The following is a 12,651-nucleotide window of genomic DNA, read 5'->3' as shown; positions in this document are numbered from 1 at the left end:
TAGAGAATTATGTCAGAAATCATTCGCTGGGGAATTTTGAGCACTGCCAAAATCGGCGTTCAGAAAGTCATTCCCGCCATGCAAAAAAGCAAATTGGGAAAGGTTACCGCGATCTGCTCCCGCAGCTTGGAAAATGCTCAAAAAACAGCCGCTGATTTAGGAATCGAAAAAGCCTATTCCAGTTACGAAGAGCTTCTTGCCGATCCGGAAATCGACGCTGTTTACAATCCGCTTCCAAACCATATGCATGTTGAATGGACGCTGAAAGCCTTGCAAGCCGGCAAGCACGTGCTCTGCGAAAAACCAATCGGCTTGAACAAAGCTGAAGCCCTTTATTTGCAAACCGAAGCTTCTAAATTTCCTGATCTAAAAGTGATGGAAGCGTTTATGTACCGCTTTCACCCGCAGTGGCAAAAGGTAATCGAGCTCATTCACTCCGGTGCAATTGGCAGTGTAAAGACCGTTCAATCCTTCTTTTCGTATTACAATGTTGATCCGGCAAACATCCGGAACAATCCTGAAATCGGCGGAGGTGCCTTAATGGACATCGGTTGTTACTGCATCTCTTTTCCGCGCTTCGTTTTCGGCGAAGAGCCTTTGGCAGTATCGGGTTCTATGGATCTGGATCCGGCAATGGGAACGGACCGACTGACATCGGGCATCCTGCAATTCAGTGCCGGAAAATCAGCTACATTTACCTGCTCGACCCAACTTATTCCACACCAACGGGCCCATATTTTTGGCGACCAGGGACAAATTGTTGTCGAGATTCCGGTCAATGCACCTCCAACTGAAGCAACAAAAATCACACTGATTACCAGAGAAAAAACAGAAGAGATTCTGTTTGAGGCAGTAGACCAATACACACTGCAGGCAGATGCTTTCGCCTGTTCCGTTTTAGACAAAAAACCAGTGCCAACACCGTTATCTGATGCTATCGGTAATATGGCTGTAATCGATGCAATTAAACAAAGTTCAGAAACCGGCAAATGGGTTGAATTGAAATAAACATTCATTCAACTAAACGAGATTAATCTATTCAACTGAATAATAAACTTTTGACCAAATAGCTTTGCGTGCCGTTTTAGCAAACAATCCTTTAGTCACGAGACATCGATGAAAAAAAATATCTGTGTTCAACAAAATAAAGATGAAAAAAATCATCTTTTTTTTGATATATTAATGCCTTCGGAAGCAACCTTTAACGCCCGATTTTGTTTAGAAGGGTGAATTATATCACCGCGAATAATAGTTTTTAAAACCATTCATATGTTTGATCTTGATTTAATCAAAAAAACCTACGGGAACTTTGGCCCCCGTATAGAACTGGCCAAAGAAGTTTTGAAAAAGCCGCTGACTTTAGCCGAGAAGATTTTGTACGCTCACTTATATGAGCCAGAGAAAGTTGAGAACTTCAAACGTGGAGTTAACTACGTAGACTTTGCTCCGGACCGTGTAGCCATGCAGGATGCCACTGCACAGATGGCTTTATTGCAATTTATGAACGCCGGCAAACCCCAAACGGCGGTTCCTTCAACCGTTCACTGCGACCACTTGATTCAGGCCAGTGTTGGTGGAACTCCTGACTTGAAATTTGCCCTCGAAAACAACAAGGAAGTATTCAATTTCCTTGAATCAGTATCAAACAAATACGGAATTGGATTCTGGAAGCCGGGTGCTGGTATTATTCACCAGGTTGTTTTGGAAAACTACGCATTCCCTGGCGGTATGATGATCGGTACCGACTCGCATACGGTAAACGCCGGTGGTTTGGGAATGATCGCCATTGGTGTTGGAGGTGCCGACGCTGTTGATGTCATGGCCGGAATGGCTTGGGAATTGAAATTCCCGAAACTGATTGGTGTTAAACTGACAGGAAAACTGAGCGGCTGGACTGCTCCAAAAGATATTATTTTGAAAGTGGCCGGTTTGTTGACCGTAAAAGGTGGTACCGGCTGTATTGTTGAATATTTTGGTGAAGGTGCGCAATCACTTTCAGCAACCGGTAAAGGAACAATCTGTAACATGGGGGCTGAAATCGGTGCCACAACTTCAACCTTCGGCTACGACGAGTCGATGGAACGCTACCTGCGTGCGACGGGCCGTGCTGAAGTTGCCGAATTGGCAAACGGCATCAAAGAACATTTAACTGCTGACGCGGAAGTTTATGCTGAGCCTGAAAAATATTTCGATCAATTAATTGAGATCAACCTGGACGAACTCGAACCACACTTGAACGGGCCTTTCACTCCAGACCGCGCCACACCGATTTCAAAAATGGCAGAGGAAGCCAAAGCAAATGGCTGGCCAACAAAAGTTGAAGTTGGTTTGATTGGTTCATGTACAAACTCGTCTTACGAAGATATTTCACGTGCTGCCTCGTTGGCTGTTCAAGCTGTTGATAAGAAATTGAAAACAAAAGCACAATTCACCATCACACCGGGATCGGAGCAAGTGCGTTACACGATTGAACGCGACGGGTTCATCGATATTTTCGATAAAATTGGAGCAAGTGTGTTTGCAAACGCCTGCGGTCCTTGTATCGGTCAATGGGCGCGTCCAGGTGCCGACAAAGGTGAGAAAAACACCATTGTACACTCGTTCAACCGTAACTTCTCGAAACGTGCGGATGGCAATCCAAATACGTTTGCATTTGTAGGTTCTCCCGAATTGGTGACAGCATTGGCTATTGCCGGCGATTTGACGTTCAACCCATTGAAAGACACGTTGACCAATGAAGCTGGCCAACAAGTGAAACTGGATCCTCCAACTGGCCATGAATTGCCATCAAAAGGATTTGCAGTAGAAGATGCCGGTTATCAAGCTCCTGCTGCCGATGGTTCTTCTGTTAATGTTGTGGTTGCTCCGGATTCAAACCGTTTGCAGTTGTTATCTGCGTTCCAGGCTTGGGACGGTAAAAACATTACAGGTGCAAAATTGCTGATTAAAGCTGAAGGGAAATGTACTACCGACCACATTTCAATGGCTGGTCCCTGGTTGCGTTTCCGCGGTCACTTAGACAACATCTCGAACAACATGTTGATTGGTGCGGTGAATGCATTTGGTGGTGCGACCAACAAAGTTAAAAACCAACTGAATGGCGAATTCGACGAAGTGCCTAAAGTTGCTCGTGCATATAAAGCTGCAGGAATCCCGTCAATCGTTGTGGGTGACCATAACTACGGCGAAGGATCTTCACGCGAACACGCTGCGATGGAACCTCGACACCTGGGAGTGAAAGCCGTTTTGGTAAAATCATTTGCCCGTATTCACGAAACAAACCTCAAAAAGCAAGGTATGCTGGGCTTGACGTTTGCCGACGAAGCCGATTACGATAAAATTCAGGAAGACGATGTGTTTAATTTCCTGGATCTGACTGATTTTGCTCCGGGTAAACCATTGACCATTGAAGTGGTTCATGCTGACGGCTCCAAAGACACAATCAAAGTAAATCATACCTACAACGAACAACAAATTGAGTGGTTTAAAGCTGGTTCTGCCTTGAATTTGATCGCTCAGCAAAATAAGAATTAACTAACTGATAAACGCACCCGAAAAATGAACAAAATCAAAGTTGCCAATCCAGTTGTTGAATTGGATGGAGATGAAATGACCCGGGTTATTTGGTCATTTATTAAAGAAAAACTGATTTTCCCTTACCTCGACATCGACATCAAGTATTTCGATTTGGGGATGGAACACCGCGACGCTACGGACGACCAGGTGACCATTGATGCTGCCAATGCCATTAAAAAATACGGCGTTGGAGTAAAATGTGCAACCATTACGCCTGACGAAGCTCGTGTAACAGAATTTGGTTTGAAAAAAATGTGGAAATCGCCAAACGGTACCATCCGTAACATTTTGGATGGTACGGTATTCCGCGAACCCATTATCATTAGCAATATTCCACGATTGGTTCCGGGCTGGAAGAAGCCGATTTGCATCGGCCGTCACGCCTTCGGAGACCAGTATCGTGCAACCGATTTCACAACAAAAGGAAAAGGTAAACTGACCATCACCTTCACACCGGAAGACGGCAGCGAAGAGCAATCATTTGAAGTTTATGACTTTCAGGGTGACGGCGTTGCCATGGCCATGTACAACACCGACAAATCAATTATTGGTTTTGCCCGTGCTTGTATGAACCAGGCTTTGGACAAAGGCTGGCCACTGTACATGTCTACCAAAAACACCATTCTGAAGAAATACGATGGTCGTTTCAAAGACCTTTTTCAACAAGTTTACGAAGAAGAATTTGCCGACAAATTTAAAGCAGCCGGAATTACTTACGAGCACCGTTTGATCGACGACATGGTAGCTGCTGCCATGAAATGGGAAGGTGGCTTTGTTTGGGCTTGTAAAAATTACGATGGCGACGTTCAATCGGACACTGTTGCTCAGGGATTCGGTTCTTTGGGATTGATGACTTCAACCCTGGTTACGCCTGATGGCCAAACCATGGAAGCAGAAGCTGCTCACGGAACGGTGACCCGTCACTATCGCCAACACCAGAAAGGTAATCCAACCTCTACAAACCCCATTGCTTCTATTTTTGCATGGACCAGAGGTTTGGCTTTCCGTGGTAAACTGGACAACAACGAAGAGCTGATCAACTTCGCAAAGGCACTTGAACAAGTTTGCATCGAAACAGTTGAAAGTGGCAAAATGACCAAGGATCTTGCCCTGATCATTCACGAAAAAGATCTCAAATCAGAGCACTACCTGACAACAGAAGATTTCCTGAGTGCTATTGATCAAAACTTACAATCGAAACTCGCCGCAAATTAGTATGGAAGAAATTATAACGCGCTTAGACGGAAAACTCATTGTCCCTGACCATCCCGTCATCCCTTTTATCGAGGGTGACGGAATTGGGAAAGATATTTCGATCCCCTGTCAGAAGGTCATTGATGCTGCCGTGGCAAAAGCATATGGCGGGAAACGCCAAATTGTGTGGAAAGAGGTTTTAGCTGGTAAAAAAGCGTTTGAACAAACCGGTTCCTACCTGCCCGAAGAAACCATGGAAGACTTCAAGAAATACCTTGTTGGTATTAAAGGTCCATTGGAAACTCCGGTTGGTGGTGGTATCCGTTCGTTGAACGTGGCACTGCGCCAAACCCTCGATTTGTATGTTTGCCTGCGTCCGGTACGTTGGTTCAAGGGAGTTCCCTCCCCGATCCGCTACCCCTCGATGGTTGACATGCACATCTTCCGCGAAAACACCGAAGATATTTACGCTGGTATCGAATTCATGACCGGGGAGGAAAAGACGAAGAAGTTTTTGGACTTCCTGCAGAATGAAATGGGCATTAAAACCCAGATTCGTTTCCCCGAGAGCTCTTCGTTCGGTGTAAAACCGGTTTCAAAGGACGGATCAGAACGTTTGATCCGTGCCGCAATCGAATATGCTATCGAACGCAAACTGCCTTCTGTAACACTTGTTCACAAAGGAAACATCATGAAGTTTACCGAAGGAGCGTTCAAAAACTACGGGTACGACTTAGCAGAAAATGAATTTGCCGATCAGGTTTTCACCTGGCGTCAATATCAAAAAATAGAGAAGGGAAAAGGACAGCTGGACGCGAAAAAAGCATTGGAACAGGCCGAAAGTGGCGGTAAAGTGATTATTAAAGATGTGATTACCGATGCCTTTTTACAGGAAAGTCTGCTACATCCTTTTGATCATTCAGTGATTGCAACACTGAATTTGAATGGGGATTATGTTTCTGATCAGTTAGCTGCCATGGTTGGTGGTATCGGCATCTCGCCGGGAGCCAACATCAATTACAATAGTGGTTATGCCATCTTCGAAGCAACTCACGGAACAGCTCCGAACATTGTCGGAACCGGAAAAGCGAATCCAAGTTCGTTAATTCTTTCCGGGGTGATGATGTTGGAGTACATGGGATGGGACGAAGCCGCTGAACATGTATTTGATGCCATGGAACATGCGTTTGCGAAACGTCGTGTTACTTCTGACCTGCATGCGATGATGGAAGGAGCAACACTGCTTTCAACATCTGAGTTTGCGGAAGAAGTCATCAGAAACATACATTAAAAAACTATCTAATCAATTAAATTAATTAAATCATGGAATACATCAAGAATAGGTTTTACGAAAAAACCAGCAAGTGCATTACGGAGTACCAAAAGCTGAAAGCTGAACACGGTGATAAAGTTCTCGCTAATGTAACCATTGGCCAGGTTTTAACCGGTATGAAAGGGATTCCGGCTTTAATTACCGACACTTCCAAGCTGGATGCGAACGAAGGGATTCGTTTTCGCGGATTCACGCTGGGTGAACTACGTGCAAAACTTCCGCGTCTCGACCCACAGGGAGAGCCGCTACCGGAAGGTTTGTTCTACCTGATGCTTTTAGGTGAAATACCGGAAGACGAAGACGTGGCCAACTTGTCGAAAGACTGGGCTACCAGAGCTCACGTTCCTCAGCACGTTTTCGATGTGATTGATGCGATGCCTAAGACGGCTCGCCCGATGACTCAGTTCGCCGCGGCAATCGTTTCCATGGCAACTGAATCGGTATTCCAAAAGGCTTATCGTTCGGGTGTTCACAAGAAGTACTACTGGGACTTTATGTACGACGATGTGATGAACCTGATCGCGCGTCTGCCTCGTATTGCTGCCTATATTTACAGAAGATGTTATTATAAAGACAAGCATATTGAGCCTGACCCAAGACTTGACTGGGCCGGTAACCTTGCCCACATGATGGGACACGACACCGATGAAGTAAAACGACTGATGCGTTTGTATATGGTTATCCATGCTGACCACGAAGGTGGTAACGTATCTGCTCACACGACTCACCTGGTAGGTTCGGCACTGAGTAACCCATACTACTCTTTGGGTGCTGGTATGCTCGGATTGGCTGGTCCGCTTCACGGATATGCCAACCAGGATGTAATCAACTGGATCTTCGAACTGATTGAGGAATTGGGAACAGAGGAACCAACCAAAGAACAACTGGCCGGGTATGTGCAAAGAACATTGCAGTCAGGACGTGTTGTTCCGGGTTACGGGCACGCGGTACTTCGTGTGACAGACCCTCGTTTCACTGCTCAAAAAGAGTTTGCTGACAAGTACATCAAAGATGACAAGTTAGTCGATCTTGTTAACAACCTGTATGAAGTTGTACCTCCGATTTTGGGTTCTATTGGTAAAATCAGCAATCCTTGGCCAAACGTTGATGCTTACTCAGGTGCTTTGCTTTACCACTACGGTATCAAAGAACACTCGTTCTACACTGTTTTATTCGGTGTTTCAAGAGCGATGGGTGTTTTGGCATCGCTTGTAATGGATCGTTTGTATGGCTTGCCAATCGAGCGTCCATCATCTTATCCGTTAAGCTGGTTCAAAGAACAAGCAGAAAAAGAATAAGCTGTTTATTGAAATATTAAAAAAAGATTGGACGGCTTCGTTCAGTCTTTTTTTATGAAAAAAGAAACCGGGTTGGCAACCATTCACGCCAACCCGGTTTTTATTAATTCATTTATCTCAACAATTATTCAGACAATGCACTGTTATAATCTGTTTCTTTCTCCGGAATCAACCAAGTCCAATCATTCTTTTCATCCGGTCCGTAGCTAACAGCTAAAACACTTAAGAAGTTACCTCCTTCAGTCGGTGACTTACGCTCAATGCTATCACCCCAACGTTTTAAATCGAACCAATCAAAGCCTTCGCCCCACAACTCAATAGCGCGATAGAGTTTGATTTCATCCAATAAATCGGTTCCCGTCGCTGTACAGACATAAGAAGGATCACGTTCTGAACTTGCGATAAGCTCATCCAATAATGTCTGAGCACCTGTTTCGCTATTCAGGAAATAATCGGCTTCCGCCTCAATCAGGTACATTTCAGAAGAACGGAAATGATTTAACTGACCAACGCCCGGCAGATCTTCAGCAGCAATCTTGAACTGCATATAAGCAAAAGCTTTCGCAGTTGAATACAAATCGGGATGTGCAGCAAAAGCTACTTCTTTCAACTCACTTCCAGCCTGACCCGATGAGGCAGTGTAGCTGTAGCCTGTTGGATCGAGGAACAATTCGCGGCGAATATCGGTTTCGGGAATCTTTTCATATAATTCCTTGCTGATACACTTCGGATAGTTCCGCACGTTACTGGCATTTGAGTTATAAGCGATGTAAGCGAAATAAGAGTAGTAATACAATGTTTCGTCAGAAGCTCCGTAACTACTCCAAATCCACTCTTGCGTTGGCGTATAAAAGCCGGCTTCGTAATCAGATACACTCATTAGCGGATAACCATCGCGCGCTTTTACAGCCATCTCTTTCGCCGTTGAGTAATCTTCGCGGGTTAAAGCAGCCCGGGCATAAATCGCATAAGCTACATTAATATCCGGGTCGTAGTTGGTGCTACGGGTATTACCTGACGAGGTATACAAATCGATGGCTTCATCCAAATCACTGTAAACCTGCGCATAAACTTCGGTCAACGTTGAAAGTGCCATATCTCCCGTTGAAAGATCGGTTCTCAACACCAAACCATCACTGGCACCATCAGCATCGCTCCAGCGGTTGCAATAGATTTGAGACAGCATGAAGAAGCTGTATGCCCGGAATGTTAAAGCCTGTGCTTTAATAAATTCCTTGTCGGCAGTTGTTCCTTCAGCATCATCGATATAAGCAATCACCGTGTTCGCATTTCCGATTAACATGTAGTAATAGTACCAGGGATAGTAATCGTAAATACTCGAGATATTCTCATGGTATTCGCCGTTGATGATATTCGACCATCCCGACAAGTACACATAGAAATGATTCCCCGGGTAGTTTCCATAGTACATTTTAATCGTTCCCTCGCCATTGAACCCCTGAGAACCCAGGTATTGACGTGTCATCAATTTATTCAGACCGTTAATGGCCAGCGTTGCTCCTTCGGTTGTTTCAAAAACAGTCAAAGTCGCCGTATCTGCTGTCGGCTCTGTTGCCAGATAATCTTCAGAGCATGACGTTCCGACGAAAACAAGCAGAACCAAACTCGCTATAATATGATGTATTTTCATTATTCTTAGTTTTTTCATTACAGTTTAACATTGATTCCCAATGAGAAAACACGAGCGGTTACGAAAGCATTGCTGTTAATACCGCTGAAAGACTGCTGAGGGTTCATCCCCTGAAGCTTCGTAAGAGTTGCCAGGTTCTCTACCGAAAGGTTCACTGCAAGGTTACTGATATCTAACTTGTTTGTGATCGATTTCGGGAAATGATAGCCCAATGAAACGTTTTTCACAACCAGGTAAGAAGCATCCTGCAAAAAGCGACTAGACTCTGAGTTGGTATAAGTGCTCAAACCATAGTCGATAATCGGAACGCCGTTCGGATCAATTCGATTGGCTGAACTTTCGGTCATGCCATCAGGTACGCCATCCCACGATTTCAGAACATCTTTGTGAACTGCAGACGGAGTTGAACCAACCGACATCAAACTGCGGTATGAACTGTCGTAAGTTTTCCCGCCAAGCGAGTATGTACACAGCACCGAGAAATCGAAGTTTTTATAGTTCAACGATGTAGACAAGCTTCCGAAAATATCAGGAATAGCGCTGCCGCTCCAGTCTTTTTTCGCATAAGTGGTGTAGGTGGTGTAATAATCATCACCAATTTGCACCAGGTAATCTTCCGGAATAGTTTCGGTTGTATAATCTTCCAGGTTTGCCTCATACAATGACATACCGGTCATTTGATCAACACCTACAAATTGATACATCCAGAAGTCATAAACTCCGTGTCCTTCCAGGTAACGTTTGGTTCCGTTAATGATACCGTCTTTATTTTGTTCCGGTAGTTTCACAATCTTGTTTTTCAAAACAGTACCATTGATTCCAAGTTTCCATTTCAGATCCCGATTTTTCAACAGATCAATATTCACATCGAATTCAACACCTCGGTTAGATACAGAACCCAGGTTTTGGTAGACTGTTGCCTCTGCATCCGATGTTGAAGTTGCACCTGCCGAAAGCGGCAAATTAACGTCGAACAACAAGTCTTTTGAACGTTTATCGAAGTATTCAACCGTTAAACCAATCCGATCCAAAATCCGGCTCTCAAGGGCAACACCGAAAGAACTGGATGTTTCCCATTGAATATCGTCGGCCGGGTTTTGCGATTTGTAAACAGCGCCAAGATTCGCATTTTGGCTAACCTCATACAAGGCCATGTATCCGTAATAATCGACGCTGGCATCGTTACCAACCTCACCGTAGGATGCCCGCAATTTCAAATAGTCGACAACATGGCTAATAGAGCTGAAAAAATCTTCTTTGGATACGATCCAGCCACCACCTGCAGACCAGAAATTCCCCCAGCGCATCCCATCTTTAAAGCGGGAAGAACCATCACGTCTGAACGATGCATCGAAGTAATATTTACCATCGTAATCGTAGCGACCACGTGACAGGTAACTCTCCGTCCGGTAATTGTTTTGATATCCTGTTAGTGATGTAATATCTGTAAAGTTATTCAACTCTGTACCACCAGTGAATGTCTCAGTTGTTTTGTAGCCGTAGGTGTAAGAATAGTTGTAACTGTAATTTTCGTGGCCTGCAAGGAAATCAACATGGTGCAAGCCGAAATCACGTGCCCAACTCAGCTGTTGTTGGAACGTGTAGTTTTTGTAACGATAAAACACGCGTTTTGCACGACCATTATTACCTGCCCCATCACCAATTGTAGCATTGTTGTATGTCTGATTCTCTGAATTTCGCAAGTTAAGATCGCCATTCAAGGTAAACTTGAAATTCTTCAGGAACTTGATATTCATATTCGCAGCACTTTGCATCGTATTGCGATATGTACGATCCATATTCAGCTCATTCTCCCAAATCACGTGACGACCAAGATTCTGAGGGCGTGAATATTCGTTTCCACTATCATACTGTTTGTTACCTTCCTCGTCCAACAGATATTCTCCGGTACTCATGTCATGCAAATAAACCGGGTAAATCGGAGCCATGTTACGGGCATAGTTGAACGGGTTGATATACAGACTAGCGTTATCGGCATCACCGGTCGTATTATTCGAAATCTGGTGTGATCCGGCAATCGACAAGCTGGCGTCCACCCAATCGCGAGGAGTAACACTGACATTTGCACGACCGTTGAAACGTTTGAAATCGGAATATTCCACATAACCTTTTTCATCCAAATAGCCTGCCGACAAATAATAATTGCTGACATCGGTACCACCGCTACCACTTACGCTATAATCTTGTCGGTAACCTAACCGCTCGATGTAATCGAACCAATCCAAGTCATCGTATCCGGAAAGCACTTTAGCATCGCTAACCAAATTTCCTTCGCCGTCAAAAAGCGCATCGTTCGCTTTGTTGTAAATGTTATATTTCAAATAAGTGTCGACCAACGTACTGGTCGCCTCTGCGTTTGCCAACTCCGTTGTAGGGTAATCATCCCCCTGGCTCGACATTAAATAGTTGCGGTAACCTTTCCACATTACTTCCATAAAGTCGTCGGCACCCAAGCGTTCATATTCTTTAATACCACGGGCAAACACCCCTTGGTTGATATTCAGATTTAGATTGGCAGCATTGCCTTTGCTTTTCCCTTTTTTAGTCGTGATCAGGATCACACCATTTGATGCGCGGTTTCCGAACAAAGCAGATGATGCAGCATCTTTCAACACGCTGATACTCTCAATATCCTGAGGATTCAAGTCTGAAATGTTCCCTCCGAACGGTACTCCGTCCAACACGTACAGCGGTTCATTTGAACCATTAACAGAAGAGAAGCCACGAATCCGGATCGTTGGCTCAGATCCCGGTTCACCGTAAGTATTGTTAACTTGCACACCAACTGCGTTACCTTCCAAAATGCTGGAAACGTTTGTGACTGCACGACCTTCAATCGTTTTCGAGTCAATAGCAGCAACCGCCCCGGTTAACGACTCTTTCTTGGCAGTACCATAGGCAACCACCAAAACTTCGTCAACACCAACAACATTTTCCTTCAGGACAATCGTCACCGTCTCCTTTCCACTGATGTCAACTTCGCTGGTTGTAAAGCCAATAAATGAAACCGACAATGACGTTACATCTTGCGGAACCGACAACGAAAACTCACCTTTCATATCGGTAACCGTTCCCCCGCTTTTACCGGTCAACACAACTGTTGCTCCGGGAACAGGTTCACCGTATTCGTCCAAAACAAGACCTTTTACATTACGAACGACCTGCTGCTGCATTTCCGGAACAGATGTATTTTTTGTAATCACAACCTGTCTGTCAAAAACTTCGTACGATACGCCCTGACCTTTTGTAACCTCTGCCAATACATCGTTAATCGTCCCATCTTCAATTTTAAAGGTCAGCTTCTTCTCGACATTAAACGTTTCCTCTTTATAGAGAAAAACATAATCGCTCTGATTTTCGACCTGTTCAATGATATCGGCAATTTTTTCCTGTTGGAAATCGAGATTCAAATGTGCCGACTGCGAGAAGCTATTCCCGAACGCCGAAACAACAAAGCCTAAGGTCAATAAAAATGTCATTTTCATAAATAACCAAAATCTTAGACGGCCAAACCTGACGGCATGACCGCGAATTAGAAATTTTTCCATACATTTGAGTTGTTTAAATTTAAAACTACT

General features: G+C 44.5%; 7 protein-coding genes. 5 read left to right on the top strand and 2 right to left on the bottom strand.

Annotated features, from left to right (window positions below):
* Positions 1-9: 9 nt before the first annotated feature.
* The 5 genes from BC643_RS00100 to BC643_RS00080 all read left to right on the top strand — a co-directional run bounded on the left by BC643_RS00100 (position 10) and on the right by BC643_RS00080 (position 7,401).
* Complete coding sequence (locus BC643_RS00100; protein ID WP_120271150.1) at positions 10-1,008, top strand: Gfo/Idh/MocA family protein; 999 nt, start codon at positions 10-12, stop codon at positions 1,006-1,008.
* Between the two features lie 261 nt (positions 1,009-1,269).
* Positions 1,270-3,534 carry an aconitate hydratase gene (locus BC643_RS00095; RefSeq protein WP_120271149.1) on the top strand — a complete coding sequence of 755 codons (2,265 nt, stop codon included), beginning with the start codon at positions 1,270-1,272 and terminating at the stop codon, positions 3,532-3,534.
* Between the two features lie 24 nt (positions 3,535-3,558).
* Entirely contained in the window at positions 3,559-4,791 is a 1,233-nt protein-coding gene (locus BC643_RS00090) for an NADP-dependent isocitrate dehydrogenase (RefSeq protein ID WP_120271148.1), read from the top strand.
* Position 4,792: 1 nt separating this feature from the next.
* Entirely contained in the window at positions 4,793-6,061 is a 1,269-nt protein-coding gene (gene icd / locus BC643_RS00085; RefSeq protein ID WP_120271147.1) for an NADP-dependent isocitrate dehydrogenase, read from the top strand.
* A 32-nt stretch (positions 6,062-6,093) separates the two neighbouring features.
* Positions 6,094-7,401, top strand: a complete 1,308-nt coding sequence (locus tag BC643_RS00080) for a citrate (Si)-synthase (RefSeq protein ID WP_120271146.1) — start codon at positions 6,094-6,096, stop codon at positions 7,399-7,401.
* A 124-nt stretch (positions 7,402-7,525) separates the two neighbouring features.
* Here BC643_RS00080 and BC643_RS00075 read toward each other — a convergent pair whose 3' ends face one another.
* A complete protein-coding gene (locus BC643_RS00075) occupies positions 7,526-9,052 on the bottom strand; it encodes a RagB/SusD family nutrient uptake outer membrane protein (RefSeq protein ID WP_120274076.1) in 1,527 nt (508 codons plus the stop codon).
* A gap of 17 nt (positions 9,053-9,069) precedes the next feature.
* Complete coding sequence (locus tag BC643_RS00070; RefSeq protein ID WP_170154410.1) at positions 9,070-12,558, bottom strand: SusC/RagA family TonB-linked outer membrane protein; 3,489 nt, start codon at positions 12,556-12,558, stop codon at positions 9,070-9,072.
* Between the last annotated feature and the right edge of the window lie 93 nt (positions 12,559-12,651).

This window comes from Mangrovibacterium diazotrophicum, assembly GCF_003610535.1.
Lineage (GTDB): Bacteria > Bacteroidota > Bacteroidia > Bacteroidales > Prolixibacteraceae > Mangrovibacterium > Mangrovibacterium diazotrophicum.
This window is presented reverse-complemented; position numbering and strand designations above follow the sequence as displayed.

What these genes read in the sequence shown, in the direction of transcription:
- BC643_RS00090 (WP_120271148.1), top strand. Translation starts at nt 3,559, where the DNA reads ATGAACAAAATCAAAGTTGCCAATCCAGTTGTTGAATTGGATGGAGAT.
- BC643_RS00070 (WP_170154410.1), bottom strand. Translation starts at nt 12,558, where the DNA reads ATGAAAATGACATTTTTATTGACCTTAGGCTTTGTTGTTTCGGCGTTC.
- BC643_RS00095 (WP_120271149.1), top strand. Translation starts at nt 1,270, where the DNA reads ATGTTTGATCTTGATTTAATCAAAAAAACCTACGGGAACTTTGGCCCC.
- BC643_RS00075 (WP_120274076.1), bottom strand. Translation starts at nt 9,052, where the DNA reads ATGAAAATACATCATATTATAGCGAGTTTGGTTCTGCTTGTTTTCGTC.
- BC643_RS00100 (WP_120271150.1), top strand. Translation starts at nt 10, where the DNA reads ATGTCAGAAATCATTCGCTGGGGAATTTTGAGCACTGCCAAAATCGGC.
- BC643_RS00080 (WP_120271146.1), top strand. Translation starts at nt 6,094, where the DNA reads ATGGAATACATCAAGAATAGGTTTTACGAAAAAACCAGCAAGTGCATT.
- icd (WP_120271147.1), top strand. Translation starts at nt 4,793, where the DNA reads ATGGAAGAAATTATAACGCGCTTAGACGGAAAACTCATTGTCCCTGAC.